General features: G+C 74.9%; 20 protein-coding genes. 9 read left to right on the top strand and 11 right to left on the bottom strand.

What is annotated here, in order from left to right; all coding sequences use genetic code 11:
* The first annotated feature begins 69 nt into the window (after positions 1-69).
* Complete coding sequence (locus M3673_RS01550) at positions 70-579, top strand: DUF3093 domain-containing protein (RefSeq protein ID WP_251531059.1); 510 nt, start codon at positions 70-72, stop codon at positions 577-579.
* A 20-nt stretch (positions 580-599) separates the two neighbouring features.
* Entirely contained in the window at positions 600-923 is a 324-nt protein-coding gene (locus tag M3673_RS01555) for a DUF4235 domain-containing protein (protein WP_056862588.1), read from the top strand.
* A 114-nt stretch (positions 924-1,037) separates the two neighbouring features.
* Here the strand turns inward: M3673_RS01555 and M3673_RS01560 are convergent, their stop codons facing one another.
* From M3673_RS01560 to M3673_RS01570, 3 genes are all read right to left on the bottom strand, one after another.
* A complete protein-coding gene (locus tag M3673_RS01560; RefSeq protein ID WP_056862587.1) occupies positions 1,038-1,328 on the bottom strand; it encodes a DUF4193 domain-containing protein in 291 nt (96 codons plus the stop codon).
* 196 nt (positions 1,329-1,524) lie between these two features.
* On the bottom strand, positions 1,525-2,418 hold the full coding sequence (locus M3673_RS01565) for an inositol monophosphatase family protein (protein ID WP_251531060.1): 894 nt from the start codon (positions 2,416-2,418) through the stop codon (positions 1,525-1,527).
* Positions 2,415-3,590, bottom strand: coding sequence for a ferrochelatase (locus tag M3673_RS01570; protein ID WP_228942371.1), 1,176 nt, complete (start codon positions 3,588-3,590; stop codon positions 2,415-2,417). The genes M3673_RS01565 and M3673_RS01570 overlap by 4 nt, the downstream gene beginning before the upstream one ends.
* 132 nt (positions 3,591-3,722) lie before the next feature.
* Between M3673_RS01570 and M3673_RS01575 the strand changes: the two genes are divergently transcribed.
* On the top strand, positions 3,723-5,066 hold the full coding sequence (locus M3673_RS01575) for an MFS transporter (protein WP_251531061.1): 1,344 nt from the start codon (positions 3,723-3,725) through the stop codon (positions 5,064-5,066).
* Between the two features lie 297 nt (positions 5,067-5,363).
* On the opposite strand, the gene M3673_RS01580 is transcribed toward M3673_RS01575, so the two are convergent.
* A complete protein-coding gene (locus tag M3673_RS01580; RefSeq protein WP_251531063.1) occupies positions 5,364-6,011 on the bottom strand; it encodes a trimeric intracellular cation channel family protein in 648 nt (215 codons plus the stop codon).
* A gap of 231 nt (positions 6,012-6,242) precedes the next feature.
* On the opposite strand from M3673_RS01580, the gene sepH reads away from it, so the two are divergent.
* Together sepH and M3673_RS01590 are read left to right on the top strand one after the other, a co-directional pair.
* Complete coding sequence (gene sepH / locus M3673_RS01585) at positions 6,243-7,349, top strand: septation protein SepH (protein WP_251531065.1); 1,107 nt, start codon at positions 6,243-6,245, stop codon at positions 7,347-7,349.
* 119 nt (positions 7,350-7,468) lie between these two features.
* Entirely contained in the window at positions 7,469-9,469 is a 2,001-nt protein-coding gene (locus tag M3673_RS01590; protein ID WP_251531067.1) for an SDR family oxidoreductase, read from the top strand.
* Positions 9,470-9,515: 46 nt separating this feature from the next.
* Here the strand turns inward: M3673_RS01590 and M3673_RS01595 are convergent, their stop codons facing one another.
* Positions 9,516-10,433, bottom strand: a complete 918-nt coding sequence (locus M3673_RS01595; protein WP_251531069.1) for a sulfurtransferase — start codon at positions 10,431-10,433, stop codon at positions 9,516-9,518.
* 53 nt (positions 10,434-10,486) lie between these two features.
* Between M3673_RS01595 and M3673_RS01600 the strand changes: the two genes are divergently transcribed.
* Positions 10,487-11,173 carry a thymidine kinase gene (locus tag M3673_RS01600; protein WP_056904469.1) on the top strand — a complete coding sequence of 229 codons (687 nt, stop codon included), beginning with the start codon at positions 10,487-10,489 and terminating at the stop codon, positions 11,171-11,173.
* Between the two features lie 61 nt (positions 11,174-11,234).
* Here M3673_RS01600 and M3673_RS01605 read toward each other — a convergent pair whose 3' ends face one another.
* The 5 genes from M3673_RS01605 to M3673_RS01625 form a co-directional block, all read right to left on the bottom strand.
* On the bottom strand, positions 11,235-12,407 hold the full coding sequence (locus M3673_RS01605; protein WP_251531072.1) for an alkaline phosphatase family protein: 1,173 nt from the start codon (positions 12,405-12,407) through the stop codon (positions 11,235-11,237).
* An 8-nt stretch (positions 12,408-12,415) separates the two neighbouring features.
* Complete coding sequence (locus tag M3673_RS01610; protein WP_056862957.1) at positions 12,416-13,003, bottom strand: DUF5998 family protein; 588 nt, start codon at positions 13,001-13,003, stop codon at positions 12,416-12,418.
* A gap of 133 nt (positions 13,004-13,136) precedes the next feature.
* Positions 13,137-13,751 carry a sulfotransferase family 2 domain-containing protein gene (locus M3673_RS01615; protein WP_056862578.1) on the bottom strand — a complete coding sequence of 205 codons (615 nt, stop codon included), beginning with the start codon at positions 13,749-13,751 and terminating at the stop codon, positions 13,137-13,139.
* A 60-nt stretch (positions 13,752-13,811) separates the two neighbouring features.
* Positions 13,812-16,514 carry a GNAT family N-acetyltransferase gene (locus M3673_RS01620; RefSeq protein ID WP_228942377.1) on the bottom strand — a complete coding sequence of 901 codons (2,703 nt, stop codon included), beginning with the start codon at positions 16,512-16,514 and terminating at the stop codon, positions 13,812-13,814.
* Positions 16,515-16,595: 81 nt separating this feature from the next.
* Complete coding sequence (locus M3673_RS01625; RefSeq protein WP_193664545.1) at positions 16,596-16,880, bottom strand: GIY-YIG nuclease family protein; 285 nt, start codon at positions 16,878-16,880, stop codon at positions 16,596-16,598.
* 355 nt (positions 16,881-17,235) lie between these two features.
* On the opposite strand from M3673_RS01625, the gene M3673_RS01630 reads away from it, so the two are divergent.
* The 3 genes from M3673_RS01630 to M3673_RS01640 all read left to right on the top strand — a co-directional run bounded on the left by M3673_RS01630 (position 17,236) and on the right by M3673_RS01640 (position 22,460).
* Complete coding sequence (locus M3673_RS01630) at positions 17,236-19,797, top strand: DNA topoisomerase (ATP-hydrolyzing) subunit A (protein ID WP_251531073.1); 2,562 nt, start codon at positions 17,236-17,238, stop codon at positions 19,795-19,797.
* A 4-nt stretch (positions 19,798-19,801) separates the two neighbouring features.
* Complete coding sequence (locus M3673_RS01635) at positions 19,802-20,578, top strand: LppX_LprAFG lipoprotein (protein WP_251531075.1); 777 nt, start codon at positions 19,802-19,804, stop codon at positions 20,576-20,578.
* A 115-nt stretch (positions 20,579-20,693) separates the two neighbouring features.
* Complete coding sequence (locus M3673_RS01640) at positions 20,694-22,460, top strand: MFS transporter (RefSeq protein WP_193664551.1); 1,767 nt, start codon at positions 20,694-20,696, stop codon at positions 22,458-22,460.
* 85 nt (positions 22,461-22,545) lie between these two features.
* Here M3673_RS01640 and M3673_RS01645 read toward each other — a convergent pair whose 3' ends face one another.
* Positions 22,546-23,469, bottom strand: coding sequence for a class I SAM-dependent methyltransferase (locus M3673_RS01645; protein ID WP_251531077.1), 924 nt, complete (start codon positions 23,467-23,469; stop codon positions 22,546-22,548).
* Between the last annotated feature and the right edge of the window lie 44 nt (positions 23,470-23,513).

Genomic DNA, 23,513 nt, shown 5'->3' on the forward strand with positions numbered 1-23,513 from the left:
TCGGCCCCTGCGCGGCTCGCACCCGCCCCAGGTCGCCGCGGGGCGGGCGGGAGTGGGAAACTGGGCCCCGTGACCCCGACCTACCGCGAGCGACTCGCCGTGCCCCTGCGCTGGTGGGTGCAGGGCACGATGCTCGTCGCCTCGCTCTGGCTGGCCGTGGTCGTCGCCGTGCCGGGCGTGGTGGCCTGGGTCGTCGCGGGCCTCTCGGTGGCCCTCATGGCCGCCCTCCTGCTCGCCTACGGCAACGCCGTCATCAGCGTCGCCGACGGCGAGCTGCGTGCGGGCCGCGCCCGCATCGGTCTGGAGCACGTCGGTGACGTGGAGCCGCTCACCCCCGAGGCGGCCCGCCTCGCCGCCGGTCGGGACGCCGACGCCCGCGCCTTCCTGCTGCTGAGGCCCTACCGCAAGCGCGCGGTGCGGGTGCACCTCACCGACCCGGCCGACCCCACGCCGTACTGGCTGCTCAGCACCCGGCGTCCCGACGCCCTGGCCGCCGCGCTCACCGCGGCCGCGGCGTCGCCCCGCGGGGCGCACGGACCTGGCCCGACCACCGCGCAGGGTGAGCAGCACGCCGGCTGAGCGGCGGTAGGGTCGGCGTCATGGCATCTGGTGGCTCCTCCAAGATCTGGTCCGTCTTCTCCCTCGCCGCGGCGATCGGCGCGGCGACGGTGGCCAAGAAGACCCTCAACACCTCGTGGAAGGCCGCGACGGGCAAGAACCCGCCCGCCAACCCCGCCGACCCCGACGTGGAGATCTGGGAGGCCGTCGCCTGGGCGGCCGCGAGCGGCACCTTCATCCAGATCGCGCGCATGCTGGCCGCCCGCAAGGCCGCGCACTACTACGCCAAGTCGACCGGCCACCTGCCCGCCGAGCTGCAGAAGGACGGCCAGGACGCCTCCAAGGCCTCCACGCCCACCAGCTGACCCCGGCCTGGGACCAGCTCCGCACGGCCGGCACGACACGAGGGCCGCACCCTGGGGGTGCGGCCCTCGTCGTGTCGTGCGGCGCAGCGCAGGCCGTGCGCGGCGCGGGCGTGCTCACTCGCAGTCGAAGCAGATCATCTTCTTGCTGTCGGCCAGCTGCGAGCGGTGGTGCACCAGGAAGCAGCTCATGCAGGTGAACTCGTCGTCCTGCTTGGGCTTCACCTCGACCGCGAGCTCCTCGTGCGACAGGTCGGCGCCGGGGAGCTCGAAGGCCTCAGCGGCCTCGGCCTCGTCCTCGTCGACCTTGCCGGAGTTCTTGTCGTGGCGACGCGCCTTGAGCTCTTCGATGCTCTCCTCGGACTGGTCTTCCTCGTTCTTGCGCGGTGCGTCGTAGTCAGTCGCCATCGTCAGTCACTCCCCTCGTCCTGCCGGTCGGTCCTCGTCGGCGCCAGATTGTGCACCATCGGGTCCGGCTCGCGCACACCGGTCTGGTGTGGCGACGCGTGAACATCCGGTGACGTCACGCTATTCCTGGTGTCCGCCCACCGGTTCCCCGTCGTGGCGCCGGCCGACCGGCTCGTCCCGGCCGCGTCGTCGCAGGTCACAGCCCTGCTCCGGTGGCGGTGGGGGGCGTGGCGGGGGCGGTGGGCCCGCCCACGGCGAACCCGGCGCCGTGCACGGCGTCGCGGAAGGTGTCGAAGGTCTCAGCGCCCGCGGCGACCATGAGCGGCAGGCCACCGACCCCGGTGAGCAGCTCGGTGCGCGCGCCCGCCAGCCGGGCGACGAGCCCGCCGGCGGCGTGGTCCCAGGGCTGCACGCCCTCCTCGACGTAGGCGTCGAGGCTGCCCTCGGCCACGGCGCACAGGTCGAGCGCGGCCGAGCCCAGGCGGCGTACGTCGCGCACGCGCGGCAGCAGCTCGACGAGGGCCTGCGCCTGGAGCACCCGCACGCCGCGGTCGTAGGAGAAGCCCGTGCCCACGAGCATCTCCGCGAGGGGCTGGGCGGCGCGCACCTCGATCGGCTCGCCGTCGCGGGTCGCCACCGCGCCCGTGCGGTCGTCGGCACCGGCCGGCCCGGTGTGGGCGAGGTAGGTGTGCCCGTCGGCCACGTTGAGCACCACCCCGGCGACCACCTCCCCGTCGCGCTCGGCCGCGATGGAGACGGCGTACTGCCGGATGCCGTAGAGGAAGTTGACCGTGCCGTCGATGGGGTCCACGACCCAGCGCACCCCGGAGCTGCCGGCGTGGTCGTCGCCCTCCTCGCCCAGGATCGCGTCGTCGGGGCGGTGCTCCAGCAGGCGCCGACGGATGAGCACCTCGCTGGCGCGGTCGACCTCGGTGACGATGTCGATGTCGCTGGTCTTGGTCGCGGCGACCTCGACCCCGCGCGCCCGACGCTCGCGCACCAGCTCGGCGGCCTCCCGGGCCACCGCGAGGGCGATCGCGGCGAGGTCGGCGGGGGCGGCCGGTGCGGAGCGTTCCGCGGGACCGCTCACGCGACGACCACGGCCTGGCCCGGCACGGTGGCCGCGGCGTCGGCCGGCACCGGGTCGGAGCCGCACAGGGCGGGACGCTCGGCGCGGGGGTTGGAGCAGCAGGTGCGGGGGCAGCGGTCCCACATCGGCCCGGTCGAGCCGACCGCCGCGCGGGCGACCTCGCCGCCGCGCTCGACGGTGGCGCGCTCGACCAGCAGGTCGCGCACGGCGGCCACGAAGCGCGGGTCGGTGCCGGCGGTGGCGGCGCGCCGCGCTGGCAGGCCCAGCTCGGCCGCGGTCTCCATGGCCTCGGTGTCGAGGTCGTAGATGACCTCCATGTGGTCGGAGACGAAGCCGACCGGCACCATCACGACCGCGGGGACCCCGTCGCCGTGCAGCTTCTCGAGGTGGTCGTTGACGTCGGGCTCGAGCCACGGGATGTGGGGGGCGCCCGAGCGGGAGCAGAAGACCAGCTCGTGGGGGTGGGTGCGGCCGGTCTCCTCGGCGACGCGGCGGGTGATCACGTCGGCGACGTCGAGGTGCTGGCGCACGTAGGCGCCGCCGCCCTGCTCGGGCGGACCGCTGGCGTCGTTCATCGACAGCGGGATCGAGTGGGTCACGAAGGCCAGGTGGGCGCCGTCGCGGACGTCGTCGGGCAGGTCGGCCAGCGCGGCCAGCACGGCGTCGACGTTGGGCTCCACGAAGCCGGGGTGGTTGAAGTAGTGGCGCAGCTTGTCCAGGCGCGGCGCCCCCTCGAGACCCTCGACGGCGTCCCAGAGGTTCTCGCGGTACTGCCGGCAGCTACTCCACGAGGAGTAGGCGCTGGTCACGAAGCAGGCCGCGCGGGTCACGCCGTCGGCGGCCATCCGGGCCAGGGTGTCCTTGAGGTAGGGGTCCCAGTTGCGGTTGCCCCAGTAGACCGGCAGGTCGATGCCGGCCTCGGCCAGGTCGGCGCGCAGCGCGGTCAGGAAGTCACGGTTCTGGTCGTTGATCGGCGAGCGACCGCCGAAGAGGTGGTAGTGCTTCCCGACCTCCTCGAGCCGCTCCCGGGGGATGCCGCGACCCCGGGTGACGTTCTCCAGGAAGGGCACGACGTCGTCGGGACCCTCCGGGCCGCCGAAGGAGACCAGCAGGAGGGCGTCGTACGGGGTCACGTCGACGTCGGTCAGGACATCCGCGGGGTCGTTGCTCACGCCCCTCATCGTAGGTGCGCGGCCCCGGCGTCCCTCACCCCTCGGGCTCGCCTCGACGCCGGGGCGTGCGACCCGTGTCACGGCCCGGCTGGGATTGGTCCCACGTCCCCGGCGCGACCTAGGCTCGCGGTGATGCTGTCGTCCTACCAGCGGGTGCTGCGCGAGCCGGGCGCCCTGCTCTTCTCCCTGACCGGTCTGGTCGCTCGCCTGCCCATCTCGATGGCCGGCCTGGGCATCGTGCTGCTGGTCGAGGCCTCCACCGGCTCCTACGGCGTGGCCGGTGCGGTCTCGGCGGCCTACATGGTCGCCAACGCGCTGCTGGCGATCGCCCAGGGCCGCCTGGTCGACCGGCTCGGCCAGGGCCTGGTGCTCAGCACCGCCAGCGTGCTCTTCGGCGTCGCCATGGTGCTGCTGGTCTGGTCGGTGCAGGACGGCTGGCCGATGGCCACCACCTACGCCGCCGCGGCGGTCGCGGGCGGCACGCTGCCCCAGATCGGCTCCTGCGTGCGTGCCCGCTGGTCCCACGTGCTCTCCCGGCCCGCCGACGTGCAGACCGCCTTCGCCCTCGAGGCGGTCGTCGACGAGGCCTGCTTCATCCTCGGTCCGATCACCGTGACCCTGCTGGCCACCGCGGTGCACCCGGTGGCCGGCCTGGCCGTCGCGGTCGTCGCCGGCGTCGCCGGCGGTCTCTTCTTCGCCTCGCAGCGCGCGACCGAGCCGCCCCGGCAGCGCCACGACGCCGCCACCGGGCCCCGCCCCGCCATGCCGTGGCGCACGGTGGCCCCGCTGGCGGTCGTCAGCGCGGCGCTCGGGGTGCTGTTCGGTGCCGCCGAGGTCACCACCGTCGCCTTCTCCGAGGAGCAGGACGCCAAGGCCTGGGCGGGCGCGCTGCTCGCGCTGTGGGCCCTGGGCAGCCTGCTCTCGGGCGTCGTCACCGGGGCGATCACCTGGCGCCGCGGGCCCGCCGTGCGGGTGCGGTGGGGGTCCTTCGCGATGGCGGCGGCCATGGTGCCGCTGCTGTTCGTCGACTCGATGCTCGCGATGGGCCTGCTGCTGCTCGTGGGCGGCGTGGCCATCGCCCCCACGCTGGTGGCCACCCTCTCGCTCACCGAGCGCACGGTGCCGCCCGGTCGCCTCACCGAGGGCATGGCCATCATGCAGACCGGCCTCGTGGCCGGCGTCGCGCCCGGTGCGACGCTCAGCGGCGTGGTCGTCGACGCCCGCGGGGCCTCCGCCGCCTACCTCGTGCCGGTGGTGGCCGGGCTGCTCGCCGCCGTGGCCGCCCAGCTGCTGCCCCGCGGCGACGACGCGGAGCCCACCGCCGCGTCGGCGGGCGGCGCCCCCCACGACGACCTCACCCGCGGCGACACCACCGCCGGTGCCGGCGCCGCGACGGCCGCCGCGACCGACCCCGGTGGTCGCGCCGTGCCGAGCTCCGCCCCCGCCGAGCCCGACCCGCTGCGGCCGCCCGGCTGAGGCGTCCGGCTGAGGGGTCCGGCTGAGGGGTCCGGCTGAGGGGTCCGGCTGAGGGGTCCGGCTGTGCCGCGGTCGGGGGCCCTCGACGTCCGGACCGGCCGGCCAGCCAGGACCGAGAAGTGGCGGCGAACGACAGCCTCGAGACCCTCCGACCCGTCGTCTGCCGCCACTTCTCTCCGCACCGGGAGGTCAGGGGTGCGACGTACCCGGCCGAGCGAGCCGCTGGGGCGTGGCTCGACGCTGCGGTCCTCCTCGTCGTGGAGCCCGACGGCTGGGTGGCCGGGCCTGGACGCTGGCCTAGACGCTGGCCGAGCCGCGCGGCAGCGGCGCCTGCCACCCGCGCCACACCGCGAGCAGCCGCCAGGCCAGGCAGACCGCGGCGCCGGCGACCGAGACGGCCACGGTCGGCAGGTCGGCGCGCACACCGACCACGGACACGGCGCCGCCCGCCAGCGCCGGGATGGCGTAGAGCTCGCCGCGGAACACCACCGGCACGCGCCCGGCCAGCACGTCGCGCACCATGCCGCCGCCCACCCCGGTGGCCATGCCCAGCAGCGCGGCGGGCAGCGGACCGAGGCCGTAGTCGAGGGCCTTCAGCGCACCCGCCACGCAGAAGAGCGAGAGCCCGAAGGCGTCGAAGACCGTCACCAGGCGCTCCATGCGGCCCAGCGCGGGGTGGTGGACGAAGGTGACCAGCCCGGCGGCCAGCGGCACCAGGAGGTAACGCCAGTCGGCCAGGGCCGCGGGCGGCACCGCCCCGATCAGCACGTCGCGCAGGAAGCCGCCGCCGAGCCCGGTGACCCCGGCCAGCACGATCACGCCGAAGACGTCGAGGTCCTTGCGCACCGCCACGAGGGCCCCGGAGATGGCGAAGACGAAGATGCCCAGCAGGTCGAGGACCACCAGGGTGGCGGCCAGCGTGCTGCTGGGGTCCGACGTGCTCACGCCCGGAGGCTACCGACGCGCGACCGGTTGCGCGGAAAGCGCGCGGACGCCGTCACCGCAGGTCAGGTACGTCGACCGGGCACCGGGGCGGGCCGGGCCGCCCCGCGGTGGCGGGTGCGCGCGGCACGACCACCGGGCCGCCCCCGGTGCGGCGGCGTCCGTCGTACCGGTCCCGGCGGGCGCGCCGAGCCAGTCCGCGCCCGCGGGGCGGTGCTGGCGTAGGCTCGGTCCATGGTGCACCTGACCCTCGCCGGCGTGAGCGAGGACGGGAGGCACCTGCTCCTGGTCAGTGACGCCGGGGTCGAGTTCACCCTCGACAACGACGCACCCCTGCGAGCCGCACTGCGCGCAGAGACCTCACGCACCGGTCAGTTGGAGAACACCATGGACAGCGCCCTCCGCCCTCGCGACATCCAGGCCCGGATCCGGGCCGGGGAGACCCCCGAGGCCGTCGCCGAGGCCGCCCGCACCAGCCTCGACCGGATCATGGCCTACGCCGGCCCCGTCCTCGCCGAGCGCGAGCACGTCGCCCAGCGCGCCCAGCGCTCCTCCGTACGCCGCCGCGGCGGCGACGGCTCCACCGCGCGGACCCTCGGCGACGCCGTGGCCACCCACCTGCGCGCCCACAACGTCGATCCCGACCAGGTCGAGTGGGACTCCTGGCGCCGCGAGGACGGCCGGTGGTCGCTCGTGGCGCAGTACACCGCGGCCGAGCGCCAGGGCACCGCCGAGTTCACCTTCGACCTCCCGGGCAACTACGTGCTGCTCGACAACGACGACGCCCGCTGGGTCGTCGGCGAGGCCGTCGCCACGACGCCCGCCCCCGAGGCCCACGACGACCTCGAGCGCGCCCGCCAGCGCCGCCTGACCGCCGCGCCCGACTCCCCCGGGGCCCCGGGCGCGGGCGACACCGACCCGGCTCCCGGCGCCCGCGCCCCGCGCACCCGCGTCGACCACGCCGACCAGGAGCTCCCGCTCGGCGACGACGCGATCGAGATGGTCTCCCCCACCGACGCACCCACCGACGCACCCGCCGGGACCCCGGCCGCCGGGCGGCCCGCCGCGCGCGCCGCCGACCTCGGGTCGGAGGCGCCGCTGGAGGCCTTCCTCGACGCCGCAGCCCCCCGCGCGCGCCCGGACGCCCCCGACCTCGACGCCTCCGAGCGCGAGGAGGCCGCCGACGCCGCGGCCCTCGACGACGCACCCGTCGAGGCGGCTCCGGAGCCCGCCCCCGAGCCCGCGCCCGAGCCGGTGCGGCGACCGGTGAAGAAGAGCCGCGGCCGCGCCTCGGTGCCCAGCTGGGACGAGATCATGTTCGGCGGCGGCAAGCAGGACTGAGCGGCTCGCCGCCCCCTCGTCCGAGCCGGTCGCGACGTCACCGGGCCCGCACCCGGCGGAGCGCCGGACCGCGCCGTCGACCCGCGGCACACCGGCCTGCCAGCGAGTACCCTCCCGCCATGTCGTACTTCGTGACCGGCGCCACAGGGTTCATCGGCCGCCACCTCGTGCAGGAGCTCCTCGACCACCGCGAGGGCACCGTGTTCGTGCTGGTGCGGGCCGGCTCGATGGGGCGCCTGGAGGCGCTGGTGCGCCGCTGGGGCTCCGAGCGCGTGGTGCCCGTCGTCGGCGACCTCGGCGAGCCCGGCCTGGGCGTGGCACCGTCGTGGGTGGCCGAGCACGCCGGCGAGGTCGACCACCTCTTCCACCTCGCCGCGATCTACGACATGACCGCCGACGACGCCACCAACGAGGCGCTCAACGTCGGCGGCACCCGCCACGCCCTCGAGCTGGCCTCGGCCCTGCGCGTCGGCTGCTTCCACCAGGTCTCCTCGGTGGCCGCGGCCGGGGAGCACCGCGGGCGCTTCGACGAGACGATGTTCGACGAGGGCCAGCACCTGCCCTCGGCCTACCACCGCACCAAGCACGAGTCGGAGCGGATCGTGCGCGAGGAGGCGACCGTGCCGTGGCGGGTCTACCGCCCCGCGATCGTGGTCGGCCACTCCCAGACCGGCGAGATGGACAAGGTCGACGGCCCCTACTACTTCTTCCCGCTGATGAAGCGGCTGCGCGACGCGCTGCCGTCGTGGCTCCCCCTGGTCGGCGTCGACCTGGGCGACACCAACGTGGTGCCGGTCGACTACGTCGCGGCCGCCATGGACCACCTCGCCCACCTGCCCGGCCACGACGGGGAGGCCTTCCACCTGGTCAACCCCGAGCCGCAGCCCGTCGTCGACATGGTCAACGCCTTCTGCGCCGCTGCCGGGGCCCCGACCTTCGCGACCCCGCTCGACAGGCGGGTCACCACGGCGGGCCCCCTGGGCCGGCTGCCCGGCGCCCTGCGCCCCACCGCGCTGCTGGGCAAGGTGGTCGGCAACGGTCTGGTGCAGGCCGTGCTCGACCCGGTCACCTCGCGTGCCGGTGTGCCGGCCGAGGTGCTGGCCCACACCAGCTTCAGCGCGGTCTTCGACTCCCGCCGCACCGAGCGCGCGCTGGCCGGCTCCGGCATCGCCGTGCCCGACCTGGAGTCCTACGCCCGCACGCTGTGGGGCTACTGGGAGGAGCACCTCGACGAGACCACCGGCCGCGACCGCGGAGCGCGCCAGACGCTGCAGGGCAAGCACGTGGTCATCACCGGCGCCTCCTCGGGCATCGGCCAGGTCACCGCGCTCAAGGTCGCCCAGGCCGGCGGGGTGCCCGTGCTGGTGGCCCGCGGCAAGGACAAGCTGGAGGAGACGCGCGCGGTCATCGAGCGGCGCGGCGGCACCGCCCACGTCTACCCCTGCGACCTCTCCGACCTCGAGGCCATCGACGCGCTGTGCGCCCAGCTGGTGGCCGATCTGCCCTCGGTCGACGTCGTCGTCAACAACGCCGGGCGCTCCATCCGTCGCTCGCTGGCGCTGTCGCAGGACCGCTTCCACGACTTCGAGCGCACGATGCAGCTCAACTACTTCGGCGCGATCAGGCTGGTGATGGGCCTGCTGCCGACCATGCGCGAGCAGGGCCGCGGCCACGTCGTCAACGTCTCCTCGATCGGCGTGCAGACCAACCCGCCGCGCTTCTCGGCCTACGTCGCCTCCAAGGCGGCGCTCGACTCCTGGAGCAACGTCGTCAGCTCCGAGCTGGTGGGCGACGGCGTCACGTTCACCGGCATCCACATGCCGCTCGTGCGCACGCCGATGATCGCGCCGACCAAGATCTACGACAAGTTCCCCACCATCTCACCGGCGCAGGCCGCCGACCTGGTGATCACCGCGATGGTGGAGCGCCCCCACGAGATCAACACCGCCCTCGGCAACGCCGGGGCCGTGGTCCACACGCTGGCCCCCAAGCTCGCCTTCCGGGTGCTCAACATGGCCTACCACGTCTTCCCCGACTCCGCCGCGGCCCGCGGCGACGGCACCGCCCGGGAGTCGGAGCAGATCATGCTGGCGCGGCTCTTCAGGGGCGTGCACTGGTGACCTCGGGCACTGGTGACCTCGGGTTCGGGGGCGCCCCGGGCGCGGCTCAGCCGCGCTCGACCGGACGGGTCGGGTCGGTGACCCAGCCGCTCCAGCTGCCGGGGTAGAGCGCGGCGCGCACCCCGGCCAGCTCCAGGGCGAGCACGTCGTGGGCGGCGGTGACCCCGGAGCCGCAGTACGCCGCCACCTCGGCGCCCGGCACCGCGCCCGCGGCGGCGTAGACCTCGGCCAGCTCCGCCGGCGGGCGGAAGCGGCCGTCGGGGCGGAGGTTCTCGCTCGTCGGCACGTTGACCGCGCCGGGCACGTGGCCGGCCACCGGGTCGACCGGCTCGACCTCGCCGCGGTAGCGCTCGGGGGCGCGGGCGTCGAGGAGCACGGCCACGTCCGGCACGTCCTGCGGACCCACGACCGGCAGGTGCCCCGGGTCGGCCGCCAGGTCACCGGGGGCCGGTGTCACGGGCCCGGTCTCGACCGGGCCGCCCGCCGCGACCCAGGCCGACCAGCCGCCGTCGAGCACCCGGACGTCGGGGTGGCCGTGGAAGCGCAGCAGCCACCAGGCGCGGGCCGCGGCCCGGCCCGACCAGTCGTCGGCCACGACCACCGGCCGGTCCCGCGACACCCCGGCCCGGCGCATCGCGGCCGCGAAGGCCTCGGGTCCGGGCAGCGGGTGGCGCCCACCGCCACCGGGCCCGGTCTCCGGGGGGCCGGCCAGGTCGGCGTCGAGGTCGACGTACGCCGCCCCGGGCACGTGACCGGCGGCGTGCTCCTGGCGGCCCGGCGGACCGCCGAGGCGCCACCGCACGTCGAGCACCGTGACCTCCCCGAGCCGCGCGCGCAGCTCCTCGACGCCGATCAGCGGGGCCCGGACCCGGTCGCTCCCCGGGTCGCTCCCCTGGCCGCTCCCCTGGCCGCCGGGCCCGTCGCCGGGCCGGTCGCTCACCCGGCCGGTCTGCTGGTCGCTCATGGCGCCCATCCTGCCGCGTGCGGCCCGGACGCGCCGTGACAGGATCACCCCTCGTGGCCGAACTGCACTTCTTCACCGGCACGATGGACTCCGGCAAGAGCACCCTCGCGCTCCAGACCAACCACAACCACGCCGCACGCGGCCGCCAGGGCCGCATCTTCGTCACCCGCGACCGCGCCGGCAACGGCCAGGTCTCCAGCCGACTGGGCCTGGTGCACGCCGCCCTCGAGGTCGACCCCGACTTCGACTTCTGGCGCTACGTCGTCACCTCGCTGACCCAGGGCGGTCGTATCGACTACCTCATCTGCGACGAGGCGCAGTTCTACACCGGCGACCAGATCGACCAGCTGGCCAAGGTCGTCGACGAGCTCCAGATCGACGTCTTCGCCTTCGGCATCCTCACCGACTTCCGCACCCAGCTCTTCCCGGGCTCGGCCCGCCTGGTGGAGCTGGCCGACCGGATGAACGTGCTGCAGGTCGAGGCGCTGTGCTGGTGCGGCAAGCGCGCCACCCACAACGCCCGCACGGAGAACGGCGTGATGGTCACCGAGGGCGAGGTCATCGTGGTGGGCGACGTCGAGCAGACCGCGGCCGAGGACGGCACACCGGTCACCGCGGCCCCCGAGTCCGACGCCGACGTGGCCTACGAGGTGCTGTGCCGCCAGCACCACCGCCGCCGCCTCACCGCGGCGCGGGCCAAGGCGGTCTCGCTGGCCCCCGAGCCGCTGCCCTTCGGCTGACCCGACGCGCCCCGGGCCGGCCCGGGGCGGCGCGGCCGGAGCCCCGACCGCACGCGCGGGGTCAGTCGATCAGCACCGGGATGAGCATCTCGTCGGGCGTGAGCGACCCGTGGAAGCCCACGAGGCCGGTCTCGTAGGGGAAGTCGGTCGAGGAGAGCACCACGGTGTCGCCGTGACAGGCCACGACGACGTCGCCGTAGCGCGGCAGCACTGCCGACGAGACCTCGCCGAACCAGCCCCGCGCCACGGCGTCCTCGCGGGCCAGCACCTCGGCGCGGTCGCCGAGCACGCCGCGCCAGGCGGCCACGACGTCGTCGACGGCGCCGCGCTGGCAGTAGAGCTGGCGGAAGCGGGCCTCCCCGCCCAGCAGGGCCACCCCGTCGCGCAGCGCGTCGACGACGTCGACGTCGACGCGGGTGTCGTCGGGGGCGTCGACCATGCCGTGGTCGGCCACGACCAGCAGCCGCACGTGGGTGGGCAGCGCCTCGCGCAGCTGCTCGGCCTCGGCGTCGATCATGGCCAGCTGCTGGAGCCACTGGCTGGACGCGACGCCGTGGCGGTGCCCGGTCCAGTCGAGGTCGCCGTCGTAGAGGTAGGTCAGCGACGGGCGCTGCGCCGAGGCCGTGACCGCGGCGGCGATCCGCTCACCGACCTTGTCGGCGCCCACGTAGTCGGCCCCGCGGTGGGCGGCGACGGTCAGGCCGCTGCCGGCGAACTCGCGCTTGTTGACCACCGTCACCGAGGCCCCCGCGGCGCCGAGGCGCGCGAAGGCGGTGCGCTGCGGCTGCCACTCGGTGGGGTCGACCCGCTTCGACCACTGCAGGGCGTTGAGCAGGCGGTCGGTGCCGGGCACGCGGGAGGTGAAGCCGACGACGCCGTGCGCGCCGGGCACGAGCGCGGTGCCGAGCGAGGTCAGGCTGGTGGCGGTGGTCGACGGCACCCCGCAGGTCGCGGCGGCGTGGCCCTGGGCCAGCGCGGAGAGGTACGGCGCGGCGTGCGCGTGCCGCTCCAGCAGACGAGCGCCGAGGCCGTCGACCAGGAAGACGACGTAGGCCGGCGCGTCGGGCAGCAGCAGCCCCGCGGGCCGCCCACCCGCGAAGAGGTCGCCCGGCAGCCCCAGGGCGCCCGCGACGGCCGGCACGACGTCGCCCAGCGAGCCCACGCCGTACGCCGGCTCCAGGAAGCGCGCGTCGAGGGGTCCGGGCGGGGTGGTCCCGTCGGGGGCGGGGGGCACGTCGGGCCTCAGGCCAGGTGGGTGCGCGCCGAGAGCTCCTCGGCGAAGGCGAGCAGGCCGGCGACGGCCTCGCCGCCGTCGGCCGCGGCCGAGACGCGCAGCGAGAAGTCGTCGGAGGCGAGGACGCCGGTGTAGCCGTGGTCGGCGTCGCACTGGGGGTCGGAGCAGCCGGCCGGCTCGAGGTCGAGGCGGCTCACGCCGCCCCAGCCGATGGTCATGACGGCCTCCGCCGGGTGGCTGGGCCCCGACGTGGGGTTGGCGACCATGCGGGTGACGACCACCGAGGTCACCGACGAGAGCCGCACGGCCTCGGTGGAGGTCGAGGTGTAGGGCTCGGGCAGCAGGTCGTCGCCGGCGTGCTCGTCGGTGTGGGCCAGCACCAGGCGCGAGGGCGTGAGCACGATGACGCTGAGGTGGCGGCGCACCTCGTCGTGCTCGAAGGTCGGCTCGTGGTGGACGAAGAAGGCGAGCACCTGCTCGCCGGCCACGGCGGTGGCGACCCCGTCGGAGACGACCTCGGGGTAGTAGCCCGTGCGGTCGATGGCCGCCCTCAGCTCCCGGGTGCGGTCGCGGTCGTCGGTCCGGGCAGCGCGCATGGTCGTCAGTGTGTCACGGGCGGCTGCGGACCCCGCCGCGGGCGCCGCGGGCGTCGCGGCCGCGCGCGACCAGCGCCGCGGACCCCGTCGGCGTGCGGGCTCGCGGTGGTCGGGCTGCCGGTCGGGCACGGCGTCAGAAGGAGTAGCCGAAGACGGCGATGTCCTTCGCGAACACCGACTCCACGCGCCGGCGCATCGCGTCGGTGTACTCGTCGTGGTAGTCGGGGCGGGACTTGTCGACGTTGACGCTCTTGAGCGGGGTCCAGGGCAGGTCGAAGCGGGCGAAGACGGCCCGCAGGTCGGCCTCGAGGGTCTCCTGGCGCCCGATCATGTCGGCGCGGCGGGTGCGGGTGGTGAGGTAGCGCACCTGTGGCGTCTGGAGCCGGGTCCACTCGTCGAGGCCCTTCATGATGAAGGTCTCGAAGTCGGGGCAGCTCTCGGCGACGCCCTGCATGAACTGGTTCTTGCGCTCGATGACCTGGGTGCCGTCGCGCTCGGTGTCACGGAAGCGCTCGACCATGCGGAACCACGACAGCATCCGCGCCCACGGGTTGCGCACGAAGCCGACGGTCCAGTACGGCGTGAGGTCGGGCTCGGCGCGCAGGATGCCGCCGAGCATCGCGTGGCGGTCGATCCCCTTGACCTGGCGGGCGTCGGGGAGCGCCGGCTCGAGCGCACGCTGGATGGTCGAGCCGCCCGTCTTCTGCACGTGCACGAAGAGCAGGCGCGCACTGTCGGAGATCACCATGGCCGGGATCCTACGGCGTGACGGGGCCCGGTCCGCCACGCGCCCCGCGGCGGCGCGCGGTCAGCTCGGGATGGTGTCGCCGGGGGCGCTGGGCAGGCGCCGCACGAACCAGTCGGAGCGGGCGTCGGCCACCGGGTCGATGCGGGCGTGGCCGGTCAGCACCGAGGCGCCGTGGGGCCCGGCGAGCACCAGCGGCAGCTCCAGCGAGCTGATCTGCGGGTGGTCGTTCTGCAACTGGGCCACCCGCCGGATGAGCCACTCGACCTCCCCGATGTCGACCACCTCGCTGCCGCGGTAGCCGAAGAGCATCGGGGAGGACTTCACCTCGCGCACCATGGCCGCGGCGTCGCGCTCCCCCAGCGGCGGGATCCGGTAGGCCTTGTCGCCGAGCAGCTCGATGATCGGCCCGGAGATGCCGAAGGAGACCACCGGTCCGAAGAGCGGGTCCTCGATGCTGCGCACGGCCACCGGCACGCCGACCGGTGAGGTCTTCTGCACCACGAAACCCGACTCGACCGGGTCGCCGATGAGGGTGGTGAGCGACTGCCAGGCGTCGGCCATCTCGCGGCGGTCGTCGATGTTGCGCCACACGTGGGAGAGGTCGGGGCGCTCGCGCAGGTGCTCGGCGGTGGCCTTGAGCACGACGTCCCAGCCCAGCTCGTCGGCCGCCGCGGTCGCCTCGTCCAGGGTGTGCACCGGGTGGGCGGTCCACAGGTCGATGCCGTAGGTCGCCAGCAGCTCGCGCAGGGCCGGGGTCGGCACCTCGAGGCCGTCGGGGTGCTCGGCGAGCAGCTCGTTGAGCAGGTTGCGCGCACCGATCTGGTCGACGGCGTCGGGGTCCGGCGGCACCCCGTCGGGGGTGCGCAGCCACACGGCGTACTCGACGACGTGGGCCAGGGCCCGCACGGCCGCCTCGACGGCGGGGTAGGACGGCACCGAGCCGCGCCCGGCGGTGGAGCCGGCGACGTCGGGCACGCGCAGCAGCTCGGGCACGCCCTCGACGCCGAGGAAGGTCGAGACGAGCGGCTTGTCGGACTGCTCGCCGATGGCGGCGAGCACGTTGGCGACCTCCTCGCCCGAGACGTTGAGCGGGGGGATGTAGACCGCGACGACCGAGTCGACGTCGGGGTCGTCGATGGCGGCGTCGAGGGCGTCCTCGAAGTCGTCGGCGCCGGCCTCGGCGCCCAGCGCGACCGACTTGTTGACGACCAGGCCGACCGCGGCGGCGGCGTCGGCGGCGAGCAGCCCCAAGGCGTCGGAGTTGCCGACGATGGCCACCCGGCGCCCGCGCGGCAGCGGCTGGTGGGCCAGCAGCTGCGCGACGTCGAACATCTCCTCCAGCGCGTCGACCTGGATCACCCCGGCCTGGCGGAACATGGCGTCGACGGCCTGCGGGGGCGCGGCGATCTTGCGCACGGCGTGGCCCATGGGCACGCCCTGGGTGGTGCGGCCCGAGCGCACGGCCACGATCGGCTTGCGCAGCGAGACCCGCCGGGCGATGCGGGAGAACTTGCGCGGGTTGCCGATGGACTCCAGGTACATCATCACGACCTCGGTGGAGTCGTCCTCCTCCCAGTACTGCAGGAGGTCGTTGCCCGAGACGTCGGCGCGGTTGCCCGCGCTGACGAAGGTCGACAGGCCCAGGCCGCGGTTCTGCACCTTCTCCAGGATGGCCGAGCCGAGCGCGCCGGACTGGCAGAAGAAGCCCGCACGACCGCGCGGCGGCATCACCGAGGACAGCGAGGCGTTGACCGAGACCGCCGGGTCGGTGTTGATGACGCCCAGGCAGTTGGGGCCGATGAGGCGCAGGCCGTAGGAGCGCGAGAGCCCCACCAGGCGGCGCTGGCGCTGGCGGCCCTCCTCGCCGGTCTCGGCGAAGCCCGAGGAGATGACCACGAGGCCGTGCACGCCCTTGGCCGCGCAGTCGAGCACGACGTCCTGCACGGCGTCGGCCGGCACGGCCACGATGGCCACGTCGACGTCGTCGGGGATGTCGGAGACCGACTTGTAGGCCGGCAGCCCCGACACGGCGCCGGCGGTGGGGTTGACGGCGTAGACGCGCCCGGTGAAGTCGCCGTTGACGAGGTTGCGCACCAGGGTCTGGCCGATCGTGTCCTGGCGGCGGCTGGCCCCGACGATGGCCACGGAGCGGGGGTTGAAGAAGCGCTCGATCGAGGCGGCCTCGGCGCGGTGCTCGCGCCCGTGCATCACGCCGACCGCGGTGTCGGTGGGCGCGATGGGGAACTCCAGCTGCAGCACACCGTCCTCGTACTCGCTGGCCACGCGGTAGCCGGCGTCGCGGAAGGTCTGGATCATGCGGCTGTTGTCGGGGAGGATCTCGGCGACGAACTTCTCCAGCCCGCGCTCGCGCCCGGCCTGGGCCAGGTGCTCGAGCAGCAGCTGCGCGATGCCGCGGCCCTGGTGGGCGTCCTCGACGAGAAAGGCGACCTCGGCCTCCCCCGGGCGCACCAGGTCGTAGCGGCCCACGGCGATCATCCGCTGCTGGAGCAGCAGCACGAAGGCGACGCGGTCCTGGTGGTCGACCCGGGTGAAGCGCTCGACGTCGCGCGGGGAGAGCTGCGGCATCGGGGAGAAGAACCGGTAGTACTTCGACTGGTCGGAGACCCGGGAGTAGAACTCCACCAGCAGCTCGGCGTCGTCGGGCGTGATCGGCCGGATGTGGGCCGATCGGCCGTCGCGCAGCAGGACGTCGGCCTCCCAGTGCCGCGGGGGTGCGGGGATCGGTGCCGAGGAGGTGTCCACGCCCCGAAATCTACCGGGTCCCGCCTCCCCCGGTGGTTGAGGAGGGAGCGCCAGCGACCGTCTCGAAACCGCCCTCGTCACTCACCCGCGACGCGCACGGCTCGCCAGCTGCGGCAGCAGCTCGAACTCGCCCCTGATGAGCGCCTCGCGCTTCGCGCGGCGCCACCCTTGGATCTGCTTCTCGTAGCGGAACGCCTCCTCGATCGAGGCGTACTGCGCCGACCAGACGAGCCGCACCGGCCGCCGACGCCGTGTGTAGGCCGCACCGACCCCTGCGTCGTGCTCACCGACGCGGCGCTCGAGGTCGACGGTGCTGCCGACGTAGAGGGAACCGTCGGCGCACTCCAGGATGTAGGTCCAGCCCATGGCTCGACCTTCGTTCAGACTCGGGACGCCGACAACCGCCTCGAGCCGCGCCTGTGGAGAACCGTGGCCGTGGTTTCGAGACGCTCGCCGGGGCTCCCTCCTCAACCACCGGCGCGGCAATCGTGGTTTCGAGACGCTCGCCAGGGCTCCCTCCTCAACCACCAGCGCGGCAATCGTGGTTTCGAGACGCTCGCCAGGGCTCGCTCCTCAACCACCGGGGCGGCGATCGTGGTTTCGAGACGCTCGCCAGGGCTCGCTCCTCAACCACCGGGTACGGGCCCGCTCCTCGACCACCGGGGCGGCGCGCGGCGTGGGGGTGCGCGGATCGTCGGCGGCGACCGGGACAATGGACCGCATGGCCAGGCGTACCGCTCCTCCCCCGCCCTCCGACGACTTCGAGGAGCACATCCTCGACATCGACGTCGGCGACGAGATGCGCAGCAGCTTCCTGGAGTACGCCTACTCCGTCATCTACTCCCGCGCGCTGCCCGACGCCCGCGACGGCCTCAAGCCGGTGCAGCGCCGGATCCTCTACACGATGAACGACATGGGCCTGCGCCCCGACCGCGGCCACGTCAAGAGCGCCCGCGTCGTGGGCGAGGTCATGGGCCGGCTGCACCCGCACGGCGACAGCGCCATCTACGACGCGCTGGTGCGCATGACCCAGCCGTGGTCGATGCGCGTGCCGACCGTCGACGGGCACGGCAACTTCGGCTCGCCCGACGACTCCCCCGCCGCCATGCGCTACACCGAGTGCCGGATGGCCTCGGCCGCGGTGGCGATGACGGCGAGCATCGACGAGGACACCGTCGACTTCCGGCCCAACTACGACAGCCGCGAGATGGAGCCCTCGGTGCTGCCGGCGGCGATCCCGCACCTGGTGGTCAACGGCACCACCGGCATCGCGGTCGGCATGGCCACCAACTGCGCCCCGCACAACCTGGTCGAGGTCGTGCAGGCGCTGCGCCACCTCATCACCCACCCCCAGGCCGGCGTCGACGACCTCATGCGCTTCGTGCCCGGCCCCGACCTGCCCACCGGCGGCAAGATCGTGGGTCTCGACGGGGTCCGCGACGCCTACGAGACCGGGCGCGGCACCTTCAAGATGCGCGCGACGGCCCGCATCGAGACCATCGGGCGCCGTAAGGGCATCGTGGTCACCGAGCTGCCCTACGGCGTGGGCACCGAGAAGGTCGTCGAGCGGATCAAGGTGCTCGTGCAGGGCAAGAAGCTGCAGGGCATCTCCGACATCAAGGACCTCACCGACCGCGACAACGGCCTGCGCCTGGTGATCGAGGTCAAGAACGGCTTCCACCCCGAGGCGCTGCTCGAGCAGCTCTACAAGATGACGCCGATGGAGGACAGCTTCGGCATCAACAACGTGGCGCTCGTCGACGGGCAGCCCCGCACGCTCGGCCTCAAGCAGATGCTCGAGGTCTTCCTCGCCCACCGCTACGAGGTCGTGCGGCGCCGCTCGCAGTTCCGTCGCAACAAGAAGGCCGAGCGGCTGCACCTGGTCGAGGGCCTCCTCGTGGCCCTGCTCGACATCGACGAGGTCATCCAGGTCATCCGCACCAGCGACGACACCGCCGCCGCGCGGGCCCGCCTCATGGAGGTCTTCGACCTCAGCCTGGCCCAGACCGACTACATCCTCGAGATGCAGCTGCGCCGGCTCACCCGCTTCAGCCGCATCGAGCTGGAGAAGGAGAGCGAGGAGCTGCGCCGCGAGATCGAGGAGCTCGACGCGATCCTCGGCGACGAGGCCATGCTGCGCCGGGTGGTCTCCGAGGAGCTGGCGGAGGTGGCCACGACCTACGGCACCCCGCGCCGCACCGTGCTGCTGGAGTCGGCCGGCACGACCGTCACCGCCGCGAGCGTGCCGCTGGAGGTCGCCGACGACCCCTGCTTCGCCTTCCTGTCCTCCAGCGGCCTGCTGGCCCGCTCGAGCAACGCCGAGCCCCCCGGCGTCGGCGGCGGGCGCACCAACCACGACGTCGTGGTCTCGGCCGTGGCCACCAGCGCCCGCGGCGAGGTCGGCGTGCTGACCTCGCGGGGCCGGCTGCTGCGCCTGGGCGTGCTCGACCTGCCGGTGATCCCGGCCTCGGCCAACGACCCCAACCTCCAGGGCGGCCTGCCGGTGAGCGAGATGCTCCAGCTCGCCTCCGGCGAGCGGCCCCTCGCGCTGTGCACCCTGGCCACCGACGGCCCGGGGCTCGCCCTCGGCACCCGACAGGGCGTGGTCAAGCGGGTCAACCCCGAGGTGCTCAACCGCGACGAGTGGGACGTCGTGCGGCTCGCCGACGGCGACGAGGTCGTCGGGGCCGCCGAGCTCGCCACCGGCGAGGAGACGCTCTGCTTCGTCAGCACCGACGCCCAGCTGCTCCACTTCCCCGCCGAGGCGGTGCGGCCCCAGGGCCGCACCGGCGGGGGTATCGCGGGCATCCGGCTGACCCCGGGGCAGACGGTCGCGTGGTTCGGGGTGGTCGACCCCGCGGCGCCCGAGGGCTCCGTGGTGGTCACCGCGTCGGGCTCCTCCACGGCGCTGCCGGGCACCGAGCCCGGCTCGGTCAAGGTCGCGCCGTTCACCGAGTTCCCGACCAAGGGCCGCGCCACCGGCGGCGTGCGCTGCCACCGCTTCCTCAAGGGCGAGGACACCCTCGTGCTCGCCTGGGCCGGCACGGCCCCCGCCCGCGCCGCCGCGGCCAGCGGCGCCCCGGTCGACCTGCCCGAGGCCACCGGTCGCCGCGACGGCTCCGGGGTGCCGGTGGCCCAGCCGGTGGCGGCCGTGGCGGGCCCGGTCGGTGCGCGGGTCGCCCCGGCGGACGGCTCGACCGGTCTCGGGACGGACGGGCCGAGGGACGGCGCCGACGACGACGCGGGAGTCGGGCCGTCGGCTCCCGACGGTGTGGAAGGCTGATCCCATGCGTCTGCCCCGTCGTGCCCGCGTCGGCACCCCCGCCCCCCACCCGGCCCGCGCGGCCTCGGCCCGCCGTACTGCGGGGCTCGCCGCCGGCGCCGTCCTGCTGACCGCGCTGAGCGCCTGCACCGGCGGCGGGGGCTCGGGGGCCGCTGGCGACGACGACGCGACCCCCGAGGAGGTGCTGGCCCAGGCCAAGGAGCAGCTCGACTCCACCCCGGGCGTGCACGTGGTGCTGACCTCCGACGGCCTGCCGGAGGGTGAGACCGGGCTGGTGGGCGCCGACGTGGTCGGCACCCACGAGCCGTCGCTGGCCCTGGAGGGCACCATCACCGTGAGGCTGAGCGGCATCGAGCCCGTCGTGCCGATCGTGGCGGTCGACGGCGAGACCTACGCCCAGCTGCCGCTGACCTCCGACTACCAGGTCGTCGACCCGTCGGAGTACGGCGCGCCCGCCGACCCCGCGCAGCTGCTGTCGACCGACGCCGGGTTCTCGTCTCTGCTGACGCAGACCACCGACGTCGAGGCCGGCGACCAGGTGCGCGGCGGCGAGGACAACACCGAGGTGCTCACCGAGTACACCGGCACCGTGCCGGGCACGGCCGCCGCCAACATCCTGCCCACCGCCGAGGGCGACTTCGACGTCGCCTACACCGTCACCGACGACGGCGAGCTGCGCCAGATGGTCGTCACCGGCGCCTTCTACGGTGGCGGCGACCAGGTGACCTACACCGTCGACTTCGACCAGTACGGCATCAAGCAGGAGATCACCGCCCCGTGAGGCCGGCGTGAGCGCCGGGTCGACGGGGCCGGTCGGACCAGCGGGGTCGGCCGGACCGTCGAGGCCCGCGGGACCGGCCGGGCCGGCCGAGGGAGCGGGCCGCGCGACGCGCGTCATGCTGACCGTCGCCGCGGTCGCGGTGGCCTTCGCGGCCGCCGACACCTACGTCGTGGTGCTCGCCCTGGTCGACATGATGCGCGGGGTCGGCCTCTCCCCCGACCAGCTGCAGCGGGCGGCGCCGATCATCTCCGGCTTCCTGCTCGGCTACGTCGCGATGCTGCCGCTCATCGGCCGCATCGCCGACCTGCGCGGGCGCGTGCCGGTGCTGGTGGCCTGCCTGGTGCTCTTCGCCCTGGGCTCGCTGGTCACCGCGCTGGCCTACGACCTGCCCAGCATGGTCGCCGGCCGCTTCCTGCAGGGCGTCGGCGGCGGCGGTCTCGTGCCGGCCACGCTGGCCCTGGTGGCCGACCTCTACCCCAAGGACCGTCGCGCCGTGCCGCTCGGACTGGTCTCGGCGGTGCAGGAGATCGGCAGCGTGCTCGGTCCGCTGCTCGGCGCCGCCGTGCTCGCGGTGGCCGACTGGCGCGCCATCTTCCTGCTCAACCTCGCGGTCGGGCTCGTCCTGGCCGCGGCGGTGCGGGTGGTCGCGACCCGGACCGGCGGTCTCGCCGACCCGGGGCCCGGCCCCGGCTCGAGCGGAGGGCGCGACGTACGACGACGACTGCCGGACCCGCTCGGCGTGGTGCTGGCGCTGGCCGTGCTCGCGCTGGGGGCGCTGGTGTTCCTGCGGCCGACCCAGGTGCTGCGCGACGTCACCTGGGGTCAGGTGTTCATCCCCTACGCCGGTGACGGCCGCTGGCTGACCCCGGCCGGCGTGGCGGCCATGGTGGCCCTGCTGCTGCTCGTCGTGCGCTGCGCGACGGCCCGCCACCCGCTGGTCGACCTGCGCGCGTGGACGCGCAGCCTGCGGGAGGCCGACGTCGTCGGTGCGCTGTTCCTCGCGGCGGCGCTGGGAGGGGTCATCCTCGCCTTCGCCACGGCCGACCCCAAGATCCAGGTCTTCTCCGACCAGGGGCTGTGGTACCTCCTCGGGGCCGGCGTCGCCACGCTCGCGCTGGTCGTGCACCTGCGCCGCAGCCCGGCCCCGCTCGTGCCGCGCGGGGCGCTGCGCCGCACCCCCGCGTGGGGCGCGGTGCTCGTCTCCTTCTTCGTCGGCGCGGCGCTCATCGCCGCCCTCATCGACGTGCCGCTCTTCGCGCGCACCACGGCCTACCCCGACTCCCAGCTGATGGCGGCGCTGGTGCTGCTGCGCTTCCTCGTCGCGCTCCCGGTCGGGGCGGTGCTCGGCGGCTACCTCACCCGCAGCGTGCCGGCGGGCGTCGTCACCGCCGGCGGCATGGCGCTGGCGGCGATCGGCTTCGTGCTGATGTCGCGCTGGGACCTCGACACCCTCGAGGGCTGGTCCTACACGATCGCCCTCGTCGTCGCGGGCCTCGGCTTCGGCCTCGCGCTGGCCCCCGTCAACGCCGCCGTGCTCGCCGCCACCGACGACGCGGTGCACGGCCTGGCCAGCGCCATGGTCGTCGTGGCCCGCATGGTCGGCATGCTGGTCGGCATCTCCGCCCTCACCACCATCGGCCTGCGGCGCTACTACGCCGAGGAGGAGTCCATCCCCTCCATCGTGGAGGTCTGCGGCGAGGGCGTGGGGCGGTGCCGGGAGTTCAGCGACCTGCTGCGCCTGGCGGGCATCGCCCAGGAGCAGACGGTGTTCCTCGGCGCCGCGGTGTGCGCCGCGATCGCCGGGGTGCTCGCCCTGGTGGTCTTCCGCACCGCCGACACCCGCTCGGTCGACGCCGCCACCATGCCGCCCCGCGGGGCCTGACCCACCCGCCCCAGCCGCGGACGTCATGCGCACCGTGGAGTCGCATCCACGCTTCGCATGACGTCGCCGACGGCGGCGATCGGCCTCAGCGCCGACGCCCGACCGCCAGCAGGGCCTCGGTCTCGAAGGCGAGCTCCCCGTCGCGCACGAGGGCCGCCACGTGGTGGTCGTAGGCGGCGCGCAGCCGGAGGCGGGTCGCGTCGTCCTGGGCGCACACGGCGGCGCCGATGCCGCCGATGCCCGCGCTGGCGCCCTCCCACAGCGACGCCGGGTCGCCGCGGTGGGTCCACCGCACCGCCTCGACCGCCACCTCGAGCCCGGTCGCGGCCACCAGGTCGGTCAGACCGTCGAGCGTGCGAGGGAAGTCGCGGTCGGGCGGCAGCCCCACCGAGGGCGGGGTCACCACCCCGGCGTCGGCGAGCACGGCGGCCCAGAGCCGCGACTGCGCGTTCTGCCCCGAGGGCCAGATCGTCACCGCGAGGCGCCCACCGGGCGCCACCAGCCCCGCGAGCTCGGCCACGCCGGCGCGCGGGTCGGCGAGGTGGTTGACCACGAAGCCCGCCACGACGACGTCGAAGGCGCCCTCGTCGTACGGCAGGCCGGGCAGGCCCGCCCGCGCCACCTCAGCCCCGGGCACCGCCCGCCCGGTCCAGGCCACCATCGCCGCGTCGGGGTCGACCGCGGTGACCTGCGCGCCACGGACGACGGCGGCGGCCGCCACCGACCCGGTGCCGGTGCCGACGTCGAGCAGCCGCGTGCGACCGCGACCACCGGTGCCGGTGGCCGGTGCCGGCGTCCCGCTTGCAGCGCCGCGCAGCGACAGGTCGTCGCGACCGACGCCGGCGGCGTCGAGCAGCGGCTCCACGGCGCCGGCGCAGAGCAGGGCGAAGGTCCGGGCGTAGGTCGCGGCCACGTCGGACCAGCCGACCCCCGTGGCCGGGTCCCGCAGCGGTCCGCCGTCGGAGGGTGCGGGGCGGTGGGGGGCGGGCTGGCCGGGCTGGTGGGGCACCCGGGCGAGGCTAGCGGCGCCCGGCGCGGCGCCCGGGACGGCGA

The organism is Nocardioides sp. P86 (assembly GCF_023712465.1).
GTDB classification, from domain to species: domain Bacteria; phylum Actinomycetota; class Actinomycetes; order Propionibacteriales; family Nocardioidaceae; genus Nocardioides; species Nocardioides kribbensis.